This window comes from Mycobacterium deserti, assembly GCF_025345615.1.
Classification (GTDB): domain Bacteria; phylum Actinomycetota; class Actinomycetes; order Mycobacteriales; family Mycobacteriaceae; genus Mycobacterium; species Mycobacterium deserti.
Genome location: NZ_JAODWD010000003.1, coordinates 715,466 through 738,437 on the forward strand (window position 1 = coordinate 715,466; position 22,972 = coordinate 738,437).

General features: G+C 67.0%; 25 protein-coding genes and 2 pseudogenes. 19 read left to right on the forward strand and 8 right to left on the reverse strand.

Annotated elements, in window-relative coordinates:
* Nucleotides 1-33: 33 nt before the first annotated feature.
* The 5 genes from N4S67_RS14885 to N4S67_RS14905 form a co-directional block, all read right to left on the reverse strand.
* Nucleotides 34-330, reverse strand: coding sequence for a PE family protein (locus tag N4S67_RS14885; protein ID WP_260993738.1), 297 nt, complete (start codon nucleotides 328-330; stop codon nucleotides 34-36).
* Nucleotides 331-353: 23 nt separating this feature from the next.
* On the reverse strand, nucleotides 354-1,415 hold the full coding sequence (locus tag N4S67_RS14890; protein ID WP_260993739.1) for a hypothetical protein: 1,062 nt from the start codon (nucleotides 1,413-1,415) through the stop codon (nucleotides 354-356).
* A 261-nt stretch (nucleotides 1,416-1,676) separates the two neighbouring features.
* Nucleotides 1,677-1,961 (reverse strand): hypothetical protein, encoded by a 285-nt coding sequence (locus N4S67_RS14895; RefSeq protein ID WP_260993740.1) that lies wholly within the window; start codon nucleotides 1,959-1,961, stop codon nucleotides 1,677-1,679.
* 591 nt (nucleotides 1,962-2,552) lie between these two features.
* Nucleotides 2,553-2,918, reverse strand: a complete 366-nt coding sequence (locus N4S67_RS14900) for a YbaB/EbfC family nucleoid-associated protein (RefSeq protein ID WP_260993741.1) — start codon at nucleotides 2,916-2,918, stop codon at nucleotides 2,553-2,555.
* Nucleotides 2,915-3,193 (reverse strand): hypothetical protein, encoded by a 279-nt coding sequence (locus N4S67_RS14905; RefSeq protein WP_260993742.1) that lies wholly within the window; start codon nucleotides 3,191-3,193, stop codon nucleotides 2,915-2,917. Before N4S67_RS14905 ends, N4S67_RS14900 begins: the two co-directional genes overlap by 4 nt.
* A 164-nt stretch (nucleotides 3,194-3,357) precedes the next feature.
* Between N4S67_RS14905 and eccA the strand changes: the two genes are divergently transcribed.
* The 10 genes and pseudogenes from eccA to N4S67_RS14955 all read left to right on the forward strand — a co-directional run bounded on the left by eccA (nucleotide 3,358) and on the right by N4S67_RS14955 (nucleotide 12,345).
* Complete coding sequence (gene eccA / locus N4S67_RS14910) at nucleotides 3,358-5,175, forward strand: type VII secretion AAA-ATPase EccA (RefSeq protein ID WP_260993743.1); 1,818 nt, start codon at nucleotides 3,358-3,360, stop codon at nucleotides 5,173-5,175.
* 63 nt (nucleotides 5,176-5,238) lie between these two features.
* A pseudogene (locus tag N4S67_RS14915) lies at nucleotides 5,239-6,219 on the forward strand (AAA family ATPase); the annotation flags it as partial.
* Between the two features lie 44 nt (nucleotides 6,220-6,263).
* Entirely contained in the window at nucleotides 6,264-6,650 is a 387-nt protein-coding gene (locus tag N4S67_RS14920; protein WP_260993745.1) for a nuclear transport factor 2 family protein, read from the forward strand.
* A complete protein-coding gene (locus N4S67_RS14925; RefSeq protein WP_260993746.1) occupies nucleotides 6,647-7,138 on the forward strand; it encodes a DUF3237 domain-containing protein in 492 nt (163 codons plus the stop codon). The genes N4S67_RS14920 and N4S67_RS14925 overlap by 4 nt, the downstream gene beginning before the upstream one ends.
* A gap of 36 nt (nucleotides 7,139-7,174) precedes the next feature.
* Entirely contained in the window at nucleotides 7,175-7,777 is a 603-nt protein-coding gene (locus N4S67_RS14930) for a TetR/AcrR family transcriptional regulator (protein WP_260993747.1), read from the forward strand.
* Between the two features lie 42 nt (nucleotides 7,778-7,819).
* Nucleotides 7,820-9,031 (forward strand): chorismate synthase, encoded by a 1,212-nt coding sequence (aroC, locus tag N4S67_RS14935; protein WP_260993748.1) that lies wholly within the window; start codon nucleotides 7,820-7,822, stop codon nucleotides 9,029-9,031.
* A pseudogene (locus N4S67_RS14940) lies at nucleotides 9,031-9,531 on the forward strand (shikimate kinase); the annotation flags it as partial. The gene aroC and the pseudogene N4S67_RS14940, both read left to right, overlap by 1 nt.
* 139 nt (nucleotides 9,532-9,670) lie before the next feature.
* Nucleotides 9,671-10,753 carry a 3-dehydroquinate synthase gene (aroB, locus tag N4S67_RS14945; RefSeq protein ID WP_260993749.1) on the forward strand — a complete coding sequence of 361 codons (1,083 nt, stop codon included), beginning with the start codon at nucleotides 9,671-9,673 and terminating at the stop codon, nucleotides 10,751-10,753.
* On the forward strand, nucleotides 10,750-11,217 hold the full coding sequence (gene aroQ, locus N4S67_RS14950) for a type II 3-dehydroquinate dehydratase (RefSeq protein ID WP_260993750.1): 468 nt from the start codon (nucleotides 10,750-10,752) through the stop codon (nucleotides 11,215-11,217). The genes aroB and aroQ overlap by 4 nt, the downstream gene beginning before the upstream one ends.
* 72 nt (nucleotides 11,218-11,289) lie before the next feature.
* Nucleotides 11,290-12,345 (forward strand): hypothetical protein, encoded by a 1,056-nt coding sequence (locus N4S67_RS14955; protein ID WP_260993751.1) that lies wholly within the window; start codon nucleotides 11,290-11,292, stop codon nucleotides 12,343-12,345.
* A 12-nt stretch (nucleotides 12,346-12,357) separates the two neighbouring features.
* Here N4S67_RS14955 and N4S67_RS27985 read toward each other — a convergent pair whose 3' ends face one another.
* A complete protein-coding gene (locus N4S67_RS27985; protein WP_313959948.1) occupies nucleotides 12,358-14,967 on the reverse strand; it encodes a helix-turn-helix transcriptional regulator in 2,610 nt (869 codons plus the stop codon).
* 21 nt (nucleotides 14,968-14,988) lie between these two features.
* On the reverse strand, nucleotides 14,989-15,540 hold the full coding sequence (locus N4S67_RS14970) for a B-4DMT family transporter (protein ID WP_260993752.1): 552 nt from the start codon (nucleotides 15,538-15,540) through the stop codon (nucleotides 14,989-14,991).
* 33 nt (nucleotides 15,541-15,573) lie between these two features.
* Between N4S67_RS14970 and N4S67_RS14975 the strand changes: the two genes are divergently transcribed.
* The 5 genes from N4S67_RS14975 to N4S67_RS14995 are packed head-to-tail and all read left to right on the forward strand — an operon-like array spanning nucleotide 15,574 to nucleotide 18,081.
* Nucleotides 15,574-16,668 (forward strand): M24 family metallopeptidase, encoded by a 1,095-nt coding sequence (locus N4S67_RS14975; protein WP_260993753.1) that lies wholly within the window; start codon nucleotides 15,574-15,576, stop codon nucleotides 16,666-16,668.
* Between the two features lie 16 nt (nucleotides 16,669-16,684).
* Nucleotides 16,685-17,248 (forward strand): elongation factor P, encoded by a 564-nt coding sequence (gene efp, locus N4S67_RS14980; RefSeq protein ID WP_260993754.1) that lies wholly within the window; start codon nucleotides 16,685-16,687, stop codon nucleotides 17,246-17,248.
* Entirely contained in the window at nucleotides 17,241-17,732 is a 492-nt protein-coding gene (gene nusB, locus N4S67_RS14985) for a transcription antitermination factor NusB (protein WP_260993755.1), read from the forward strand. Before efp ends, nusB begins: the two co-directional genes overlap by 8 nt.
* Nucleotides 17,733-17,776: 44 nt before the next feature.
* Nucleotides 17,777-17,911, forward strand: coding sequence for a hypothetical protein (locus tag N4S67_RS14990; protein ID WP_260993756.1), 135 nt, complete (start codon nucleotides 17,777-17,779; stop codon nucleotides 17,909-17,911).
* Between the two features lie 8 nt (nucleotides 17,912-17,919).
* Entirely contained in the window at nucleotides 17,920-18,081 is a 162-nt protein-coding gene (locus N4S67_RS14995) for a hypothetical protein (RefSeq protein WP_260994072.1), read from the forward strand.
* Nucleotides 18,082-18,288: 207 nt separating this feature from the next.
* On the opposite strand, the gene N4S67_RS15000 is transcribed toward N4S67_RS14995, so the two are convergent.
* Nucleotides 18,289-19,491, reverse strand: a complete 1,203-nt coding sequence (locus N4S67_RS15000) for a serine hydrolase domain-containing protein (RefSeq protein WP_260993757.1) — start codon at nucleotides 19,489-19,491, stop codon at nucleotides 18,289-18,291.
* A gap of 149 nt (nucleotides 19,492-19,640) precedes the next feature.
* Here N4S67_RS15000 and pyrR point away from each other — a divergent pair, with 149 nt between their 5' ends.
* Genes pyrR through N4S67_RS15020 form a run of 4 tightly spaced genes read left to right on the forward strand, consistent with a single transcriptional unit; the run spans nucleotide 19,641 to nucleotide 22,961 of the window.
* Nucleotides 19,641-20,225: a bifunctional pyr operon transcriptional regulator/uracil phosphoribosyltransferase PyrR gene (gene pyrR / locus N4S67_RS15005; RefSeq protein WP_260993758.1), complete on the forward strand. Its 585-nt coding sequence runs from the start codon at nucleotides 19,641-19,643 to the stop codon at nucleotides 20,223-20,225.
* A complete protein-coding gene (locus N4S67_RS15010; RefSeq protein WP_260993759.1) occupies nucleotides 20,222-21,166 on the forward strand; it encodes an aspartate carbamoyltransferase catalytic subunit in 945 nt (314 codons plus the stop codon). The genes pyrR and N4S67_RS15010 overlap by 4 nt, the downstream gene beginning before the upstream one ends.
* Nucleotides 21,163-22,467 carry a dihydroorotase gene (locus N4S67_RS15015; protein WP_260993760.1) on the forward strand — a complete coding sequence of 435 codons (1,305 nt, stop codon included), beginning with the start codon at nucleotides 21,163-21,165 and terminating at the stop codon, nucleotides 22,465-22,467. Before N4S67_RS15010 ends, N4S67_RS15015 begins: the two co-directional genes overlap by 4 nt.
* On the forward strand, nucleotides 22,464-22,961 hold the full coding sequence (locus tag N4S67_RS15020) for a PH-like domain-containing protein (RefSeq protein ID WP_260993761.1): 498 nt from the start codon (nucleotides 22,464-22,466) through the stop codon (nucleotides 22,959-22,961). Before N4S67_RS15015 ends, N4S67_RS15020 begins: the two co-directional genes overlap by 4 nt.
* The last annotated feature ends 11 nt before the right edge of the window (nucleotides 22,962-22,972 follow it).

Genomic DNA, 22,972 nt, shown 5'->3' on the forward strand with positions numbered 1-22,972 from the left:
ATCAAACGGGTAACGCGACGTGCCGCGTCGGCGCTAGCGCACGAAGTCCTCCTCGGCGGCCGCGATGTTGCCGGAATGTGTGCGCAAGGTGGCGGCCACTTCGTGCATCTCGCCGAGGCCTTCATTCGACGACTTCGCGAATGCGGTGTGAACCTCGTTCAGAGTGTTGGCGATTCGCGTAGACACTTCGTCGCGTCCGGACGCGGTGACGGTGAGGTTCGGGGCCTCGGTCGCCAGCACGCGCTCGACACGAGCGGCGAGCTCGTCGAGTTGACGGCTGACGTCTCCGACCTCGGCGGGCTGGATCGACATTCCGGCGTTATCGGCCATGGGGTTCTCCTTCGGCGGCTTTACTAGATCCGGAGTTCGATGTCCGGAGGCTCGCTGGACTCGGCTTCGCCGAGTACAGGTGGTGTCGCGGTCCCGAGATCGCCGACGATCTCGCCGCCCTGGTCACTGGTGTGCAGAAATGATGCCGCGGTATGGCTGTTCGTCGCCGCGTTGGCGCCCTGACCCCCCATGGGGGCATACGGGGCGCCCATCATGCCTGCGCCGCCGGCCCCTGCGATGCCCGCGGCGCGCATCGTCGCCGATTGCGGGGTGGTCGATGCGCTCTCCGGTTGAACCATCGTGGAGGTGGGTACCGACCGCGGCCCGGAGGCGCCGACACCGCCGCCGCCACCCCCACTGCCGGCACCGACGCCCACCGGTGCCATGCCCACACCGCCCCCACCGACCGGTGCAACCACGGGATCCGTTGCGGGTACTGCAGATTGGTTGGCCGCTTGACTGGCTGCGGAGGCGGCGCCGGTGCCTGCCTGGATTCCAGCCTGGGCGCCCTTGGTTGCCATCGAGATCAGCGGCGACGCCATGCCTGCGAGCGGCGAGGCGCCCATCTGCGGGGCGGACGTGACGTCGACGGGCGCACCCGCGGCCATCACCTTGGCGGACTCCGAACCCATCGACGACTGCAGTTCGGTCATCACCTCAGCCGCCGACGTGACCGCCTTGTTGGCGGCCGCGATCGCCGCAGCCCAACCCCACGGGAAGATGATGGCGGGCCCGATCGCCGCGAGGGTCGCCTGAAACTCGGCGATGATGGCGATGATTCGGGCTCGTGCCTGCGCCACCTCAGCTGTTGCCGTCGTCAAGCTCGTCCGCAGCGCCTCGGACTGCGCACCGACCTTCGCCCCGTCGGCGATCGCGGTGGCGGTCTTGGTGGCTGCGCTGGATCCTGAGTCGCCCTGCCACGCGTCGTCGACCGCGGCCAGTGAATTCTGCAGCGAGCCACCGGTCGATTGGAAAGCCTGCGTGATCCCCTGCAGCATCGCGGTCGGATCGACACCGTCGAAGAGACCGGAGCCGAGTGTGCCGAGGGCATCGGTAACCGGACTGATCAGTGCACTCGGGTCCATCGGACTGGCTGCCGTCGGTGGCTCTTCCGGCGGACCGTCCTGCGGTGGCGTGCCGTCCTCATTTCGTGGCGCATTTTCATTCGCGGGCAATCCCAGGCGAGCCAGAATATCTTTGACTGGCAAATTGAGAAACTCTTGCAAGCTCTGCTCTTGAGCAGCAATTACCGGCGTTGGATCGTAGCTCGGCAGATTCTGAGCTAGTTCCGCTGTCGGGTTGACAGGGGAGGGGGGCAATTGCGCGGCCATGCGGTGTCAGCCGCGTCAGCCGTTATCGGCGGCGACGACCGCGGACTTGGAAGCGGCGGTGGCGGAGCTGACGCCGGCTTGGACGCCGCCGACCAGTAAGGTTCCCGCCAAATTGTTTGCCTGCGAAGGGCCATACGCCGCCAAATAGGTCGCACCAATGGGACCGAGCGCGCCCGCGGCGGCCGCGAGCATGGCGGCGGAGTCGGCCGAGCCGACTGTGGTGATCACCGCGGATGCGGCCTCGGTGGCGTCGGCGAATGCGGCCATACCGGCCGGGGCGGCGAGAAACGCTTCACTCATCGTGGCCAAGACCTTCCCTGACTCGGTGCTAGCGCTGCGTCGGCAGAAGCTCAATTACTATAACTGCGGATAACCGAGTCAGCTAATTATTTTTATTGGGAATCCCGCCCAACGGAATTCGTTGCAATAAATTGACGTGTGCTCAAATTGCTCGGCAAATTTTGTGTACTCGTCGTCGGCATCTACGTCGTTACACTCTCGGCCGGACATGTCCCGGCCGACCCGTTATGAACAGGGGACTTCTTTTCGCGCGCACGCTTTCTGCACCCGACATGCAGACCTTCTGGCGGGGATCGGTGAAAATTGACCATTAGCCGACTCGGCGGTCGGGGTGCTCGCTGCAGGTGTGATTCCCAGTCGACGACGTGTGTTTCGCGGCCGAGTTCTATCAGGCGCCGCAGCGCCCGAACGGCGGGGACCTGCGGCGTTTACGAAACCTCCTGGGCAGAAACAGTTTCCACGCGCCAGTGTCACCGATGGGGCAAGCGCGGACACATTTACTGGCTGCTCGCCATCAGCGACCGTGGTGCCGGCATTAGCGACCGTTTCACCTGCGCCGGGCTTAGGCGGTGTGCGCGTCGAGCAAACGGTTCAGTCGTTCGCAGGCTCGGCGCGTTCGAAAGCCGTTCCATCCCAACGCGTCAGCGGAGCCCGGTGCAACTCGCGCATCCGTTGGGCGAACTGCTCTGTCAGGTGTGCCTGTCGGTCCGCGGCCACTTTGGCCGCCACTTGAGCGGTCTCCACGATGAGTGCAGCCAGCGGATCAGCGCCGAGTGCGTAAGCGTTTGGCCCCAGCCAAAGCCCGGTCATCGCTCCGTAGCCGTCGACCTCGACGCTGACGTTCTGATCGCGGCTGGTGACGCGCGCCGAGATGGTTTTGCAGTGCTCGTCCATCGCCTGCATCAGGTCGCGCTGCTTGAGGACTCGGGTGATCAGCGAGTCGGCCAGCCCAGTCACACCGACCTCAACCAGGTGGGGGGCAGGTCCTCGTCGTTGCCGTACGCCTGTCCCTCGGCTCGGGCCAGATCTCCGTCGGTGGCCAGGTGCAAGGGGCGAATGACGCTGGCGTCAAAGCCATTTTCGGCGAGCTCGCGCCTGCGGGTCACCTGCGCGCGCGCCGCCGACACTCGGCACAAGGCCAGTATCTCGGCAGCGAGTTGCTGCGGCGGGCTCTGCAGCGCGGCTTCGCCGAGACGAAGCGCAAGCGGCAGCCCTCGTTCGGTGGTACGCACCGTGATGGCTCCATTTGCTGATCGAACCGGCGGCTGCGGCATACACATACGTTAGACAATCGAGGCGCGTTACAACCGCGGAACTTAGTACAATTACGGGCGATTCGAGCCTTCAGCTTCTCCCGGACAGGCGCACCGCGCAGTGAGGAGACAGGTCACCCACAATGAGTGGCACCAGCGACGCGCAACGGGTTTTCGACGCGGGCGTCCTGTCGCTCGGGATCCCGATCGACGGGCTCGAGACTGAGCGCGATACCGCCTATGCAGCGCTCGCCTTCAAACGGGCCACCGAGTACGACCCGGACATGTGCGACGCCTGGCTCGGCCGTGCCGCCGCCGGCGAAGCCAGTCCCGAGGTCATCTACCACCTCTACCGAACCAGCGCGATCTCCCTGCACCGCGAGCAGCGCAGGCTCGGACTGCCGCCGCGAGCGCTGAGCGGACGATTCCAGACCGGGTTGTATCTGGACTACCCGTTGAGTACCAAGACGGAGATCTGGCTTGCCCACGCGGCGAACATGATTGACGCCAGGGACTACGACGAGGTCGAACGGGTGCTCGACGAATTGGACCGTGCGCGCGCCGCATCGCCCGAGCGCGACGCCGAGGCCGCTGAGATCTGCGCCTATGTCCGGGGCGTGCTGCACTTCACGACGCAGCGCTGGCCTGATGTGCTTACGACGTTGAGCACTTCGGCAGCGTTCAAGGACGAGTACATCGCCGCGGGTGCGCACCTGATGGTCGGCTCCGCCTGTGCTCAGATGGGGTTGTTCGGCGAGGGCATCCGCCGCCTCGACCGAGCAATCGGCGGCCCCATTCCGGGGGCGCGGCGAGCGGCGGAGTTCTGCAAGGGGCTGACGCTGCGCGAGATGGGCAACGAGCAGGAGGCCCGCGTCATCTTCGAGCGGATCTACAGCGAGGAGCCGGGTTTCGAGGCCAATGCCACGGCGCTATCCGATCCGAAGTATCGCCTGGTGCTCACGTCGAAGGAGATCATCGACTCCCGCACCGACCGGTGGGACCCCGCCAGCGCGCCGAGCGCAGGCGACCTCATCGGTGACGACCTCTCGGAGCGCGGTAACGAATACCTGCGCGCAGCCCAGCAGGAATTGGACCGGCAGATCGGCCTGGCAGAGGTCAAGCTTCAGGTCGCGAAACTCAAGTCGACGGCGATGCTGGCCAAGGTGCGCGGCGACAAGGGGCTGAACTCCGCCTCGCGCACACTGCACCTGGCGTTCACCGGCCCACCTGGCACCGGCAAGACCACCATCGCTCGTGTGGTCGCGCAGACGTATTGCGGACTGGGCCTGCTGCGGACACCCAATGTCGTTGAGGCCAAACGCAACGACTTCGTCGGCCAGCACCTGGGCAGCACCGCGATCAAGACGACGGCACTGATCGACTCGGCGATGGACGGGGTGCTGTTCATCGACGAGGCGTACACGCTGATTCAGACCGGGCTCTCCGGCGGCGACGCGTTCGGTCGCGAAGCCGTCGACACCTTGCTGGCGAGAATGGAAGACGATCGCGACCGCCTCGTGGTGATCATCGCGGGCTACGACGCGGAGATCGACCGGTTCCTCGGCTCCAACGAAGGTTTGGCGTCACGCTTCGCCAAGCGCATTCGGTTTCAGTCCTACAACCCCCTCGAGCTGGGCGACATCGGCAGGCTGATCGCGCGCTCGCGGGACTCGGAGCTGTCCGAAGACGCCTACGAGGAACTCGTCTCGGCGGCGACCACGCTGTGTCAGGGCGAGGCGTTGGACGCGTCGGGCCAACTGCGTCCGCGCATCGACCTCGTCGGCAATGGGCGGTTCGTCCGCAACGTGATCGAAGCGGCGGAAGAAGAACGGGAGTACCGGCTCAGCGAGAGTTACGGCGCGAATCTCGCAGAGCTCGACGAGAAACAGTTGATGCGCATCGAAGTTCCGGACATGCAGGCAGCACTCAAGCAGGTGCTCGGCATGCTGACTCCGAACTAGGACGGGAGCGACATGAGTCAACCGTTTGATTCCGGCGACGACACGGGGCCAGTGCAGCTGGCAGGTTCCACTCCGTTTACGAGCGCCACGGCGACCACAGACGGCCCGCCGGTGCCGACCGATGGGGAACTCGGTCTCGTTCACCGGGATCCGCCGCCACGGACCGGATGGCGCAAGACGGTTCACCGGGCCACCGGCCTCAATCCGGGCGTCTCGGCGAGGGAAGCCGGCCAGCGCTCGTTGCTCGATCGCATCAATCAGCCGGTCCACGGGGGTCCCCACAAGATCGCCGTGCTCTCTCAGAAGGGCGGCGTCGGCAAGACGACGATCACCGTCGGGCTGGGTGCCACGCTCGCCGTGGCCAGGGGCGACCGCATCGTCGCGGTCGACGCCAATCCCGACTTCGGCACCCTCGCGCAGCGGGGTCCGGACGAAACTGATTCCACCGTACGAGATGTTCTGTTGGACGAGAACATCGTCCGGTACTCCGACATGCGCATGCACACGTCGCAGAGCACCAGCAGGCTCGAGATCTTGGCGTCGGAACGCGACCCCGCAACATCAGAAGCATTCTCGGAGAGTGACTATCGCGGCGTACTCGACGTCCTGCAACGGTTCTACAACATCATTCTGACCGACTGCGGCACCGGCCTTGTGCACTCGGCGATGGCGGGAGTGCTGGACGAGGCGGACATGGTCGTGGTGGTCGCCTCGCCGGCCGTCGACTCGGCGCGCAGCGCATGGGCCACCCTGCGTTGGCTCGAGCGCCAGGGGTATTCACATCTGGTGCCGGGAGCGACGGTGGTCTTCAGCGCATCCAGGCCAGGGGAGCTGGGGCTCGACATCAACCAGTTGGCCCGCCAGTTCCTGCCGCGGGTGCGTGCGATGCACGTCGTACCGTTCGACGACCACCTCGCCGAAGGATCCGAGATCGATCTAGACCTGCTGAGCAGGCAGACCCGCCAGGCATTTCTCGAACTGGCGGCCACCATCGCCGACGGCTTCTCAGCCTTGCACTTCGCCAACGGATACGCACGCGCTTGACGCGACACTTGCATACTCGCAGTAGGTAAGCGCATACTGCGGGTATGCAACTGACCCAGAATGACCTCAAAGCTCTCTCGGAGCGCTACTTCGCGGCGTGGGCGGCGCGCGATCCGAATGCGATTGCCGCCATGCATACCGATGACACCCGGTTCTGGACCCACACGGGTGCGGAGCCGGTTGTGGGCCGCGATGCCGTGCGCGCGACATTCGCCGGCATCTTCGAACAGTTTCCGGATTTTTCGTTCGAGACCTACCGCGTGCTCTACGGCGACGACCACTGGGTGCTCGACTGGGCGCTGATCTCCGGCGATCTGCGCTTCGACTGCATCGACGTCGTAAACGTCTCACCCGACGGGCTGGTCTGCCGTAAGGACACGTTCATCGACTCCGTGCAGCTGCAGGCAGCACTGAACGGGGTACCGGCATGACCTCCGCGATGGCAATCGATCAGCTGCCGTTGCTGACCGCTCTTCCTGCCGAGCACCTGTTCGACATGCACGTCAATCTGCAACCGGCACAACCCATTGCGACGCCCGTCGGTGCGCGCATGACTTTCATTACCACCGGCGGTGTGGTCGAGGGTCCCCGACTGCGGGGCGAACTGCTACCTGGCGGCGGCGACTGGCTGCTGGTCGGCAGCGACGGCGTAGGACGGGTGGACGTGCGGGCCACCATTCGCACCCACGACGGTGTGCTCATCCATTACGAGGCCCGCGGCATCATCAAGGTCCCCGCGGACGGGCTCGATCGCCTCAGCGCGGGCGACGTTCTGCCCTTTGCGGAAAGCTACGTCCGCACCACACCGACGTTCGAGACCGCCGACGAGCGCTACGCGTGGCTCAGCGAAGTCGTCGCCGTCGGCTACAACGTCCTGTCGCCGAACCACATCGACTACCGCGTATACCGCGTGCAGTGAGCGAGTAGTCGCGCCGATTTCGGTTATGGTCAGCCGGTGGCGACGAAGGTGGCGAGACGTACACAGGCCGAGCGGACCGAGGCGACCACCGCCGCGCTCGTCGAGGCCGCGCGCGAACTGTTCGCCCGCGACGGTTACGACGCCACCTCGCTTGACGCGGTCGCTGCCAGGGCGGGGGTAACCAAGGGCGCCGTGTACCACCACTTCGACGGCAAGCGTCAATTGTTCGAGGCGGTGTTCTCGCGCGAGGTCGAGCGAATGGTCGCACCGTTGGCAGCCGCGTACGGCCGCAAGAAGGATCCGTGGGACGCCTTCGGGGCGGCGTGTCGCGCCTTTCTCGACGAGTGCCTCGACCCGGGGTATCAGCGCATCGTGCTGCTGGACGCTGCCGCGGCGATCGGCTGGGAGCAGATCCGCCATCTCGAATCCCCGCTTCTGGAGCTGATGGAAGTCGCGATCGCTCGCGCCGCGGACGCGGGCCGGATCGCCAAGCGTCGGCCGGGCCCACTGGCCCACTTCCTCTACGGCGCGCTGTGTGAGACCGCAATGATCGTCGCCCGCTCCGACGACCAGAAGACCGCCCACCGGGAGGCGGTGACCGAGATCGGTCGCGTGCTCGGCGGCCTGGCCTCGACCTGACGGGCGAAACCGCAGGAAGCGGCCTGTGGGAAGATGGGACGCGTGTTGCGATGGACCACAGCTGGTGAATCCCACGGCCGCGCGCTGGTGGCCGTCGTCGAAGGCATGGTCGCCGGGGTTCACGTGACCTCGGACGAGATCGCGGCGCAACTGGCCCGACGCCGCCTGGGCTACGGGCGTGGCGCGCGGATGAAGTTCGAGCAGGACCAGGTGACGGTGCTGGCGGGCGTGCGGCACGGTCTGACGCTCGGCGGCCCGATCGCCATCGAAATCGGCAACACCGAGTGGCCGAAGTGGGAAACCGTCATGGCGGCCGACCCCGTCGACTCCGCGGTGCTTGCGGACAGCGCACGCAACGCACCGCTGACCCGGCCGAGGCCCGGCCATGCCGACTACGCAGGCATGCTCAAGTACGGGTTCGACGACGCCCGGCCGGTGTTGGAGCGGGCAAGCGCCCGCGAGACCGCGGCCCGCGTCGCGGCCGGAACCGTTGCCAGGGCCTTCCTCAAGGAGGCGCTGGGCGTCGATGTGCTCTCCCACGTCATTTCGATCGGCGCGTCGAAACCCTACGACGGCCCACCCCCGCAACCCGCCGATCTCGCGGCCATCGACGCCAGCCCCGTGCGGGCCTCCAGCGAAGCTGCCGAGCAGTCGATGATCGCCGAGATCGAGGCCGCCAAGAAGGACGGCGACACCCTCGGCGGAGTCGTCGAGGTCGTCGTCAACGGCCTGCCGATCGGCCTTGGCTCGTTCACCAGCGGCGACAACCGCCTCGACAGCCAACTGGCCGGCGCGGTGATGGGCATCCAGGCGATCAAGGGTGTCGAGATCGGCGACGGATTCGAAACCGCGCGCCGTCGCGGCAGCGTCGCCCACGACGAGATGTACCCCGGCCCCGACGGGGTGCTGCGCTCGACGAACCGCGCAGGCGGTCTCGAGGGTGGCATGACCAACGGTCAGCCGCTGCGGGTGCGCGCTGCGATGAAGCCCATCTCGACGGTGCCGCGGGCGCTGGCGACCGTCGACATGGCCACCGGTGACGAGGCCGTCGCGATCCACCAGCGCTCCGATGTGTGCGCAGTGCCTGCCGCGGGCGTGGTCGTCGAGACCATGGTCGCTCTGGTACTTGCGCGCGCCGCCCTCGAGAAGTTCGGCGGCGATTCGCTTGCCGAGACCCGCACCAACATCGACAGCTATCTGCGCGCGGTGGCCCAACGCGAGCCGTCCGCCCAACCGGTCCAGGCGTCGGGCTGATGGCCCCCAAGGCAGTGCTGGTCGGGCTGCCCGGGTCGGGCAAGTCGACGATCGGGCGCAGGCTGGCCAAGGCGCTCAACGTCTCGCTGGTTGACACCGACGTCGCGATCGAGGAGACGACCGGGCGCACCATCCCCGATATCTTCGCTATCGACGGTGAAGCGGAGTTCCGCCGCATCGAGGAGGAAGTGATCCGCGCGGCGTTGCAGTCGCACGACGGCGTGCTGTCGTTGGGCGGCGGGGCCGTCACCACGCCCGGCGTGCGCGAGGCGTTGGCCGGCCACACCGTCATCTACCTGGAGATCAGCGCGGCCGAGGGCGTGCGCCGCACCGGGGGTACCACGGTGCGACCATTGTTGGCCGGCGGCGATCGCGGCGAGAAATTCAAGGCGCTGATCTCGCAACGCGTTCCGTTGTATCGGCGGGTGGCGACGTTGCGTGTCAACACCAACCGCCGCAACCCCGGCGCGGTCGTGCGCTACATCGTCGCGCGGTTGGAGAACCGCGACGCACCGGACTCGGTGCGCCGACGTCGCCGACCACCGTGGCGCCGCGGACCGTCATCGCTGGCTCCCGAGCCAAGCGCAAAGAAACCACCGTCACCGGCGGCCGTCGCCGCCCGCAACCCAAAGGTGAACCGTGACTGAGCCGGTGACCGTCGAGGTCCTTGTCGATCCGCGTTATCCCGTGATCATCGGCACCGGACTGCTCGGCGATCTGGAACGGGTGCTCGACGGCAGGCACAAGGTCGCGATCCTGCACCAGCCGACGTTGGCGCAGACCGCCGACGCGATCCGCAACGCGTTGGCCGACCGCGGTATCGACGCGCACCGTATCGAGATCCCGGACGCCGAGGCGGGCAAGGATCTGCCCGTGGTCGGGTTCATCTGGGAAGTGTTGGGGCGCATCGGTATCGGACGCAAAGACGCGATCGTCAGCCTCGGCGGGGGAGCGGCCACCGACGTCGCGGGATTCGCCGCCGCCACGTGGCTGCGCGGAATCGACATCGTGCATGTGCCCACCACTCTGCTCGGCATGGTCGACGCGGCGGTCGGCGGCAAGACCGGAATCAACACCGACGCGGGCAAGAATCTGGTCGGTGCGTTCCACCAGCCGGCCGCGGTGCTGGTGGATCTCGCGACGCTGGAGACGCTGCCCCGCAACGAACTCGTCGCCGGGATGGCCGAGATCGTCAAGGCCGGATTCATCGCCGACCCGGTGATCCTCGACATGATCGAGGCCGACCCCGAGGCCGCGCTCGATCCGTCGGGACCGGTTCTCGCGGAGCTGATCCGGCGGGCGGTGGCTGTCAAGGCCGAGGTCGTCGCCGCCGACGAGAAGGAATCGCAGTTGCGCGAGATCCTGAACTACGGCCACACCCTCGCGCACGCGATCGAGCGGCGTGAGCGCTACCAGTGGCGACATGGCGCGGCGGTGTCGGTGGGTTTGGTGTTCGCGGCTGAACTCGGCCGGCTGGCCGGGCGTCTCGACGACCAGACCGCCGACCGGCACCGCTCGATATTGACCTTGCTCGGCCTGCCCGTCAGCTATGACGCTGATGCGTTCGCAGACCTGTTGGACAACATGGCCGGGGACAAGAAGACGCGGGCCGGTGTGCTGCGGTTCGTCGTGCTCGACGGGCTGGCCAAGCCGGGACGCCTGGAGGGGCCCGACCCGACGCTGCTGGCGGCGGCCTACGCCGAGATCGGAGCGCAGCGATGAGCGACCTGCACGACGAGGACCAGCAGACGACTGCAGGAACCGTGCTGGTGCTCAACGGTCCGAACCTGGGCCGGCTGGGCCGCCGCCAGCCTGAGGTCTACGGCAACACCACCCACGATGATCTGGTCAAGCTGATCGAACGCGAGGCCGATGCGTTGGGGCTCAAAGCCGTTGTCCGCCAGAGTGACAGCGAAGCCGAGCTGCTGAACTTGGTGCACGCCGCCGCCGACGCGGGGGACCCGGTGATCCTCAACGCGGGCGCACTGACCCACACGTCGATCGCGCTGCGTGACGCATGCGCGGAACTGCGTGCACCGCTGATCGAGGTGCACATCTCGAATGTGCATGCTCGCGAGGAATTCCGCCATCATTCGTACCTCAGTGCGGTGGCCACCGGCGTGATCGTCGGGCTGGGCGTGCAGGGCTACGTGCTGGCGCTGCGCTATCTGGCCGCTGCCGAGTAGACGTTCCTCCACGGCGAAAATGGGGTGAACACCTCATGTGCCGGCACCGGTCGGTGATGCACAGTTCGACTCATGCGTACCGCACTACGTCCATACATGACCACCGGCATCGCCCTTGTGGGCGCCAGCGTCATCGCGCTAACTCCGGTGACGGCGCCGCCCCCGCATATGCCGGCGGTCGAGGTCGCCGCGCCGGCCACTGCAATGCGCGCGGTGACCGCCGATGTGCAACTGACCGCGCTGCTCGATGACCTCGTCGCCGCGGTGCAGCAGTCGATCACCGAAACCATCAAGCTGTACACGCAGACCCTGCCGGACACCGCCGCAGACCTGGTCTCCGCGGGACGATTCGCGCACCTCGCGGTGCTTGCGGTCAACACCGCCTACCTCACTCCGCTGACGATCATCGCGCCGTTCGCCGTCGGCCTGATGCAGGCCATCCCCAAGCCTCTCGGCACCATGGACGGGGTGATCAACGAGGCGCTCAAGATGATCATCCAGACGCCTGCGGTGACCGGGGTGAGCATTCTGAGTCTGTTCGCCTCGATCATCGACGACGGTCTGTCGCCGTTCGATGCCGTCGTGGGGGCGTTCGGTTATCTGACCGAGGCGGTCACCAAGACGGTTGAGAGCCTTCAGAAGATCGCGACAACGTTGGGTGGCGCCTTGCCGATCGCCGATCTGGCCCCGCCGCCCGCAATCCAGGCGCGTCAACAGGCTCCCGCGTTGGCGACAGAAATTCCCGCTGTTCTGGACGACTCCAATGTCGTTCCGGCCAGCCTGAATTCGTCGAACGGGGAAGGCGCGATCGAGCCGCTCACAGCGACCGTCGCCGCGGATTCTGAGGACACCGAGGCGAACGGGCTGTCCGAGGCCGAGGATGAGACTGCCGACGAGTCGCAGGAAGACGTCGATGACGGACTGACGCCCAACGGCGGCACCGACATGTCCGACGGCAATCAGGCCGAACGCGGTACCGCGGGCGAAGTGGCCGCCGGCGATGACGAGCCGTCCACCGACGCTGCGGGTGACACCGTTGTCGATGCCGGCGACGACACAGGAGAAACGACGGCTGACGGGGACACCGAGTCGGGCGCGACAGGTGGCACTGAAGGACCCGCCGAATGATGTTGCCCGCATTCAGGTCCGGTGTTGGTGGACGAAGGCGGCGGCTTGGGTGCGGTTGCGCACACCGAGTTTCGACAGGATGGATCCCACATGGCGGTTGGCCGTCTTCGGGCTGATGAACAGGACGTTGGCGATCTCGGCGTCGCTGTGGCCGGCGGCCAGTAGCTCGAGCACGTCGCGTTCGCGTCGGGTCAGGCCTTGGGGATCGGCAGTAGTGTCCCTGCGCGCGTTCGCATCACGGCCGCGCAACTGGGCCAGCCGCTGCTGCGCGCGGCGGACGGCGGCGCGGGCGCCGAGACCGCGGAAGGTGTCCAGGGCCGCCGCGACCGCGGTAGCGTCGCCATGCAGTTGGGCGACCGCTGCGTCGTACGGGCAGCCCAGCCGCGTCCACTCCTCAGCGGCGGCGCGCCAATCGCCGCCTACTTCGAGACGGAACGGCGTGATGTTGTCGATGGTGGGCGCGTCGTCGGAGAGCTCGCCGGCGAGGTGCGCCCAGCGCCGTAGCTGACCCACTACCCACGGATCGGCGTGCGCGGTGGCCCCCGCCAGGCCGGCCTGAGCTTCCGCGCGTGCGGTGTCGTCGTCGCCGGCCAGCCAGGCGGCTTCGGCGCGGGCAGCCCACACCGGTCCGAGGCGGTACAGGTCGTCGGGTTCAGCGGCCTGCACAGCCTCTTCCAGCAGCGCCCCGACGGGGCCCTCGCCTCGGCGAGCACTGATCAATGCCGCTGTCACCAGCGGCATTATTCGGTGCAGCGGGGACAACCCGGGCCGTGTCAGCACATCGTCGGCGTGCGCGGCCGCGTCGGCCCACAAGCCGCGGTGCAGCGCGACGAGTCCGGCCGCGCCGGTAGCGAGAGGGTGGAACACTCCGAGCTCGTGCTCGGTGCAGTGCGTCCAGGTCCCGCGGATGTACCCATCGGCGTCGTCGAGGCGGTGATGCCGCGCGGCGGTCCAGCACAAGACCGCTCCGATGATGCCTGCGTGTTCGGGCGCATGGTCGTGTTCGATGGCATCGCGCCACACCTCTTCCAGCTGATCCCAGCCGGTGTCCGTGCGCGACACGGTGGACAGTGCGCGGTGGCAGCGGGCCCGCACCACCACGGAGGTGTCGCCAAGTGTCGTACCGAGGGTGATGGCGCGCGCCGCATACTCGTCGCACTGTGGGTCGTAGCTGACCGCGGCCAACTCGGTGAGGTTGACCAGGCACCACGCCAGCTGCGGGCAGGGCCCCAATTGCTCGAGCAGGCTCAACGACGCCCGCCCGACCTGGAGCGCCTCGCTGCTGCGCCCGAGCGCCCACAGCCAGTACGACAGCCAACGCAGGTCGTCGCCCTCGCCGAGACGGTCACCCAACTCATGGCGCAGCGTGGCCGCCTCGCGGAAGGAGGCCACCGCTTCCCGGCCGAGACCGCAGAGATTGCTGCTCAGAGCGTGTTGTTCGAGCCAGACAACCCGACGCCGGTCGGGGATCGCGTCGGCGTGGCGCAGGACCAACGCGTACAGCTCGGCTGCCTGACGGTTGGCGCCCAGTGCCGACGCCCGCTCCGCGGCGACGGGCCCGTAACGGATGACTGCGTCGGAATCGTTGGCCTGATCGGCGTGAAAGGCCAGCGTCGCAAGCAAATTGGGATTCACCGGTGGTTGGGACAGAAGGGTGAGCACTTGGCGGTGCAAGGAGCGGCGCTGATCAATCGATATCTGCTCGAGGGTGGCGCGCCTGGCCAGTTCGTGGCGGAAGTCGACTGCGTCGGCATCGGCGACGAGGACGCCCGTCTGCAGACATTCGACCAGGCCCTCGACCGCCGCGGGACACACCCTCATGAGCACGCCAAGTTCGGCCCTGGGACCGCTGACTGCTGTCGCGTAGGCGGTTTCGCGGCCCGCGGACGACAACCGTGCCAGCCGTGCCCGCACCGCGTCGGACACCGTCGGCGGCAGCTCGCCGGCACGAAGGACGTCGGGGCCCGCGGCCAGAACCTCGGTGACGTAGTAGGGGTTGCCGCCGGTAAGCCGGAACAACGCCTCCGCATTGACGCCGCTGCCCGCGGCCAGCTCGGCCACCGCAGAAGGACTCAAGGGCTTCAACTTGATTCGACTCACCGCCGCCGAGGTCGCCATATCGCCCAACAGCACCGCCAGGTCGTCGCCGACTTCGTCGTCGCGGTAAGAGCCCACCAGCAGCAGAGGAAGAGAACTCATGCGCCGGGACAAGAACCGTAAGAGATCAAGGGTCGCGCCGTCTGCCCAGTGCAGGTCTTCGACGACGCACACCCAGGGTGCCTCGGCAGCGGCGGCGCCCGCCAAGCCGTTGTAGACCGCGGTGAGATCCCCGGCATCGACGGCGGAGCGCAAGGCATCCGCCAGGCTGCCGGCTAGACCGGCGAGCATGTCGATCAGCGGGCCCAGCGGACGAGGCGCAGTCGTCGATTCGCACCATCCGCGCAACACCTGCGTCCGCTGCGGGAGTCCCTCGAGGAATCGGGTGATCAACGCGGTCTTGCCAACCCCGGCCTCCCCGCGGAGCAAGACGATACGCCCGCCCGTGCCGGCGGTGGTCCGCTGCCACCGCGACAGGTCGACCAGCGCCGTGTCGCGCTCGAGCAGCCGGTCCTGCGTGGTCACCGCTGCACGGGCGTCGAGGTGTTAGGCCTGCTCCTGGCGGCGCGTGGTGTCCGCGTTGTCCGCCTGGTCATCGCCTCCCGGATGGCGCACAGCCGCGAACACGTCGGTATCGGCACGGTCGTCGTCCTGATGGGTGTGCCGAACGAACTCGGGGGTCTTGCGGTCCACCAACCAGCGTCCGATCGCGACACCGAGGGTCGCCACCAGGAACACGAGCAGCGCTGTGAACGCCGCGAACGTGGTGAGCTCGTTGATCAGGCCCTCGACGTAGAGACTGTCGTAGAAGAGGTGGATGAGCCAGGCGACCGCTCCGCTGACGAGGCCGGCGAACAGGCCGGCCAGCAGCCAGGTCATCGCCAGATCGCCGCGGCGATCCGGATCCTGGTTGGCCCGTGCGTCGGCGCGTCCGTCGATCAGCCCCCAGATGAACACGAGGACGCCGTAGATCGCCACCAGCACGACGCTGATCAAACCGGCCTTGGTCTCCGCGGCGTTGATCAGCGCTCCCTGCAGTAACCGAAGAATCACCATCAGGGCCGCGAACACCAGTCCGCGCAGCAACCACTTACTCATGGGGCCACACCTTAGCGAGTAGGTTCACTAACCGTGACTCTTTCACAGCGTCGGAACCGGCTACGGGAACGGCTTGCCGCTGCCGAGTTGGACGCCATGCTGGTATCGGACCTGGTCAACGTGCGATATCTGTCCGGGTTCACCGGCTCCAATGCGGCGCTGCTGATCCGCACGAACGACGACACTCCGGTGCTGGCCACCGACGGTCGCTACCGCACGCAGGCCGCGCGGCAGGCGCCGGACGCCGAGATCGCCATCGAGCGCGCCTGCGGGCCGTACCTTGCGGGCCGCGCTGCCTCCGAGGGTGTGCAGCGGCTGGGCTTCGAGAGCCACGTCGTGACCGTCGACGCGTTCGCCGTGTTGACCAAGGCGGCGGGCGACTGGACCGAGATGGTGCGAGCGGCAGGCACGGTGGAAGCGCTGCGCGAGGTGAAGGACGCCGGCGAGATCGCGTTGCTCCGTTTGGCCTGCGAAGCCGCCGACGCAGCCCTGATCGATCTGGTCGAGCGCGGCGGCCTGCGGCCCGGGCGCTCGGAGAAAGAGGTGGGCCGAGACCTCGAAGCGCTGATGTTCGACCATGGAGCCGACGGCGTGTCATTCGAGACCATCGTCGCCGCGGGCGCGAACTCCGCGATCCCGCACCACCGGCCGACGGATGCGGTCCTGGCCGCCGGTGACTTCGTCAAGATCGACTTCGGTGCACTGGTGAGTGGCTACCACTCAGACATGACGCGCACCTTCGTGCTGTCGCCCGCCGCGCAGTGGCAACTCGACATCTATGACCTGGTCGCGACGGCGCAACGAGCGGGTCGGGAGGCGCTGGCACCGGGCGTGTCGCTCAAGGATGTCGACGGCGCATCGCGGCAGGTCATCGCCGAAGCCGGCTACGCCGACAACTTCGGTCACGGGCTCGGACACGGCGTCGGCCTGCAGATCCATGAAGCGCCGGGGTTGTCGGCGTCGGCCGTCGGTACACTGCTTGCTGGCTCTGCGGTGACCGTGGAACCCGGTGTCTATCTGCCCGACCGCGGCGGCGTCCGCATCGAGGACACGCTGGTCGTCGGCAGTGGCCCCTCGGACACCCCCGACTTACTCACCCGGTTCCCCAAGGAACTGGCCATCCTCTGACAGGAGACAACCGACCGTGGCATCGACCGCCGACTTCAAGAATGGGCTCGTACTGCAAATCGACGGCCAGCTGTGGCAGATCGTCGAGTTCCAACACGTCAAACCCGGCAAGGGGCCGGCCTTCGTGCGGACGAAACTCAAGAACGTGCTGTCCGGCAAGGTCGTCGACAAGACCTACAACGCCGGAGTCAAGGTCGAGACCGCGACGGTGGACCGCCGCGACGCCACCTACCTGTACCGGGACGGCAGCGACTTCGTATTCATGGACTCCCAGGACTACGAGCAGCACCCGCTGCCCGAGTCGCTGGTCGGCGACGCCGCCAAGTTCCTGCTCGAGAGCCTGCCCGTGCAGATCGCGTTCCACAACGGCGCACCGCTGTACCTCGAACTTCCGGTGACGGTCGAACTCGTGGTCACCCACACCGAGCCGGGCCTGCAAGGCGACCGGTCCAGCGCAGGCACCAAGCCGGCCACCGTCGAGACCGGTGCCGAGATCCAGGTGCCCCTGTTCATCAACACCGGAGACAAGCTCAAGGTCGACTCCCGCGACGGCAGCTACCTCGGCCGCGTGAATGCCTGATCGCCGGGGCGATCGCGGCCGCCATCAGGCCCGCAAACGCGCCGTCGACCTCCTCTTCGAAGCCGAGGCGCGTGGCCTCACCCCGGCCGAGGTAGCAGAGTCGCGGAACGCTTTGGCGGACACAGAATCCGACGTAGCTCCTCTCAACCCCTACACAGTCACGGTCGCGCAGGGCGTGACCGATCAGGCCGCGCACGTCGATGACCTCATCTCTGCGCACCTGCAGGGGTGGACGCTCGAACGGCTGCCTGCGGTGGACCGGGCGATCCTGCGGGTGGCGGTGTGGGAGCTGCTGCACGCCGAAGACGTTCCCGAGCCGGTCGCCGTCGACGAGGCCGTCGAGCTGGCCAAGCAGTTGTCCACTGATGACTCACCGGGATTCGTGAACGGAGTGCTCGGTCAGGTTATGTTGGTCACGCCGCAGATCAGGGCGGCGTCTGAGGCGGTCCGGGGCGCCATCCAGGAGACTTCGAACGGGACGTAGATGTCCGCCCCCAGGATCAGCTGCGTTCGGTCGTGGATCTGCCAATGATCAAGTCGTTCATCATGACTCGCGGCATCACCACCGACTCGTGGGGCGAGGCCGAGCGCGCAAACGACGAGGTGTCCGGCCCGCTGTCCCACCGACGCCGTAACTGTCGACAGCCCTACCTGATGCACTGAGAACACTGATGAAGCCGCCCCTGCTCCGCCTGGCCGCACTCGCTATCGGCTACCAGTCCAGGACCATCAACACCGTTATTGCAGGAACCCTGCTGCGGGCACAGGGCTATCTCGAACGTCGACTGGACGATATCGGCACGCGAACCGGCACGGTATACAACCTGACGTGACTATCTGCTTCGCGACGTGCTGCCTGCAAGGCAGCACCGTGGACAAGAGTCGAAGATATTTCATCGCAACCGTTTTCGGAGGCCGACCAGAGGGTGCTGGGTGCAGGTGTACCGGTGGATGCGGAAGCGGGCCTGGCCCCGGTAGATCGCATTCCGTTGCCCAATGGCGTGCACCGAGTTGTCGTCAGCTGACGCGAACGTCGGCCGTTAGCCGTCGAGCGCCTGATACGTGCGTCGCACGAACTTCGGCTGTGCGCCCTGCAGTTTCGCCAACGACGTGTTCCCCGCGATCGCGGCTGCGTCGGCGGAAAGGTTGGGCAGATTCTGGATCAGGTAGATGAGAATCAAGTCGGCACTGGGATCGGCCTGCCACCACGTTCCGTAGGCGCCAGGCCAGCTGAACGTGCCAAGACCGCCCGGGCCGAACAATTGCCGAGATTTCGCGGGATCGGTCACCACCGACAGGTTCAAGCCGAATCCGCGGCCCTGCCAGAACGGCATCCCGAGGAATGGGTGCCCCTTCTGTTCCTCGGTCAGCCGATTGGTGCGCATCAACCGCACCGATTCCTCGGACAGCACCCGCACTCCGTCGAGCGAGCCTGAGGCCAAAAGCATCTGCGCGAACCGCAGATAGTCATCGACCGTCGACCACAGCCCGGCGCCGCCGGTGCAGAACGGCGGATCGGTGATGGGAGGAGGACCCATCACGTCGTGCTGCAGTCTGTAATTCTCGTCGAGCTTGTACATCGTCGCCGCGCGTCGTCGCCCGGCCGCGCTCACCGAGAAGCCGGTATCGACCATGCCCAGCGGCTCGAAGATCCGTTCCGCCAGGACGGTGGCCAGTGGCTTGCCCTCGAGGCGGGACAGCGCGATCCCGAGAACGTCGGTCGCATGGCTGTACGTCAATCGGTCACCGGGTTGGTGCACCAGAGGCAGCTCGGCGAGCTCAGACAGCCAGCGGTCCTGCTCCTGGCGGAACGACATCTTGCCGTAGGCGCGGCTCAGCGGCCCGAGCACCGAGAACGCGTACGCCAGACCGCTGCGATGGGTCATGAGGTCGTCGATGGTGATCAGCCGTCGGGCCGGCTCGGTACGGTCGAGAGCGCCCTGCGGGTCGAGCAGCACCCGCATATTGGCCAGCTCGGGCAGCCATTTCGCCACCGGCTCGGTGAGCGCGAGCTTGCCTTCCTCCACCAGACTCATCGCGGCGGCGACCGTGACGGGTTTGGTCATGGACGCGATGCGGAAGACGGTGTCCCGCTGCATGGGCAGTTTGGCGTCGACGTCGCGATACCCCAGCTCGTTGACCTGGAGAATTTTGCCGTCCTGCCACACCATCGTGACTGCGCCGGCCAACAGGCCGGCGTCGATCGCCTCACGAATTGAGGTGTGGTTGCCGTCGAGATTCACCGGCGCCAGCGTACTGACCCATCGACGCGCTCCTCTGTCAAGCGGCCGGTCGACGATGTAGCCGGTCCGTATACGGGTGCTAAGCTCCCCGCAGTTTCGACATCCTTTAACGAGCCGTCCCGTGAGGCGGAGAAGGAGGTCAGGGTCACTTGGGCGCACCCCAAGACGCTCCAGGCACCGATCGGGAGTTGATGTCCGCGGCGGACGTCGGCCGCACCATCTCCCGTATTGCCCATCAGATCATTGAGAAGACCGCACTCGACGGTCCCGACGCGCCCCGCGTCATCCTCCTCGGCATTCCCACTCGCGGTGTGACGATCGCCAACCGCCTGGCCGAGAAGATCGAGGAATTCTCCGGCGTTACCGTTGCCTGTGGCGCCCTCGATATCACGCTCTACCGCGACGACCTCGACTCCAAGCCGCCGCGGCCGCTGGAGAACACATCGATACCCGAGGGCGGCATCGACAAGGCGCTCGTCGTGTTGGTCGACGACGTCCTCTACACCGGTCGGTCGGTACGTGCCGCGCTCGACGCACTTCGCGACGTCGGTCGGCCGAAGATCGTGCAACTCGCGGTGCTCGTCGACCGCGGCCACCGCGAACTACCACTGCGGGCCGACTATGTGGGCAAGAACGTACCCACGTCGCGCAGCGAGAACGTCAAGGTGCGCCTCGCCGAGGACGACGAGGTTGACGGAATCTGGATCGCACCCCACGGAGGGCCTCAGCGATGAAACATCTGCTTTCGGCGGGCGACCTGTCGCGCGGCGAAGCCGTCGCAATTCTCGACGACGCCGACAAGTTCAGCCAGGCGCTGCTCGGCCGCGAGGTCAAGAAGCTGCCGACCCTGCGCGGGCGCACCGTGATCACGATGTTCTACGAGAACTCCACCCGTACCCGCGTGTCGTTCGAGGTGGCGGGCAAGTGGATGAGCGCGGACGTCATCAACGTGAGTGCCTCGGGATCGTCTGTCTCCAAGGGTGAATCGCTGCGTGACACCGCGCTGACGCTGCGCGCGGCGGGTGCTGACGCGCTGATCATCCGCCATCCCGCCTCGGGCGCGGCGCAGCAGCTCGCCGAATGGACGGCCACCGAGGACGGCGGCCCGACCGTGATCAACGCCGGCGACGGTACGCACGAACATCCGACGCAGGCGCTGCTCGACGCACTGACGCTACGCCAGCGCCTGGGCGACATCGAGGGCAAGCGGGTCGTCATCGTCGGCGACGTCCTGCACAGCCGGGTCGCACGGTCCAACGTGCTGTTGCTGCACACGCTCGGCGCCGAAGTGGTTCTCGTCGCCCCGCCCACGCTCCTCCCGGTGGGAGTGGCCGGTTGGCCCGTGACGGTCTCGCACGACCTCGATGCCGAACTGCCGACGGCCGACGCGGTGCTGATGCTGCGCGTTCAGGCCGAGCGGATGAACGGCGGGTTCTTCCCCTCGGCGCGTGAGTACTCGACCCTCTACGGACTGTCGGAGAAGCGTCAGGCGTTGCTTCCCGGGAATGCGGTAGTCCTGCATCCGGGTCCGATGGTGCGCGGCATGGAGATCGCCTACTCGGTAGCCGACTCCTCGCAATCGGCGGTGTTACAACAGGTGTCGAATGGCGTGCACGTCCGCATGGCCGTGCTGTTCCACCTCCTGGTGGGCGCTGAAGAGGCGGTTGGCGCATGAGCACGCTCATCAGAGGGGTTCGGCTCTACGGCGAGGGGGACCGCGTCGACGTGCTGGTCGACGACGGGCAGATCGCCGACATCGGCGTGAACCTCGCCGAGCCTGCAGGACTCGACCACGACTGGGACGTCATCGACGCCACCGGTCAAGTCCTGCTGCCCGGTTTCGTCGACCTGCACACACACCTGCGCGAGCCCGGCCGGGAATACGCCGAGGACATCGAAACCGGTTCGGCTGCAGCTGCTCTCGGTGGCTACACCGCGGTGTTCGCGATGGCCAACACCAATCCGGTCGCCGACAGTCCCGTCGTCACCGACCACGTATGGCACCGCGGTCAGCAGGTCGGCCTCGTCGATGTGCACCCCGTCGGTGCCATCACCATGGGCCTGGCCGGAGCCCAGCTCACCGAGATGGGCCTGATGGCCGCCGGTGCGGGCCAGGTCCGGATGTTCTCCGACGACGGCATCTGCGTGCACGATCCGCTGATCATGCGTCGCGCGCTCGAGTACGCCACGGGCCTGGGTGTGCTCATCGCCCAGCACGCCGAGGAACCCCGGCTGACCGTTGGCGCGGTGGCGCACGAAGGCCCGAACGCCGCTCGCCTCGGGCTGGCGGGCTGGCCCCGTGCCGCCGAGGAGTCGATCGTCGCGCGCGACGCACTGCTCGCCCGTGACGCGGGCGCGCGGGTCCACATCTGCCATGCGTCGACCGCAGGGACCGTCGAACTCGTGAGATGGGCCAAGGAGCAGGGCATTTCGATCACCGCCGAGGTGACGCCGCACCACCTGTTGCTGGACGACGGCCGATTGGCCAGCTACGACGGTCGCAACCGGGTCAATCCGCCGCTCCGGGAAGCCGGCGATGCCGTGGCGTTGCGGCAGGCGCTGGCCGACGGGGTCATCGACTGTGTGGCCACCGACCACGCGCCGCATGCCGAGCACGAGAAGATGTGCGAGTTCGCCAACGCCAGGCCCGGCATGCTCGGGTTGCAGACCGCGCTGTCTGTCGTCGTCGAGACGATGGTCCGCCCCGGCTTGCTGACGTGGCGTGACGTCGCTCGGGTGATGAGCGAGAACCCAGCGCGCATCGTGGGATTGCCCGATCAGGGCAGGCCTCTGGAAATTGGTGAGCCAGCCAACTTGACCGTCGTCGACCCGGATGCCGTGTGGACCGTGGCGGGGACGGAACTGGCCAGTCGTTCAGACAACACCCCCTTTGAATCGATGGAGCTGCCAGCAACCGTCACGCTCACCCTGCTGCGCGGCAAGGTCACCGCTCGTGATGGGAAGAGCCCCGCATGAACACCGGAACGCTCGTCGCGTCGCTGATCATGGCCGGGGTGCTGGCGGTGGTGATCGCAGTGCTCATCTCGGTGATGATCCGGGGCTGGCGTCGGCGCGCCGAGCGCCAGGCCGAGTTGATCGGCACGCTGCCTTCGCTGCCCGACAGCGTCGGGCCCGCACTCATCCCCGCGACCCGGGGGTTGTACGTCGGCAGCACTCTGGCCCCGCATTGGAACGACCGTGTCGCCGTCGGCGATCTCGGTTTCCGCAACAAGGCGGTGCTGACCCGCTATCCCGAAGGAATCATGTTGCAGCGCAGTGGTGCCGGTCCGATCTGGATCCCCGACGAGTCGATCACCGCGATCCGCACCGAGCGCGGGATGGCCGGAAAGGCCCTTACCCACGAGGGCATTCTTGCGATCAGGTGGAGGCTGCCGTCGGGTGCCGAGATCGACACCGGGTTCCGGGCAGACAACCGCGCCGACTACGAGCCGTGGCTGGAGGCGGTATGACCAAGCCAGCG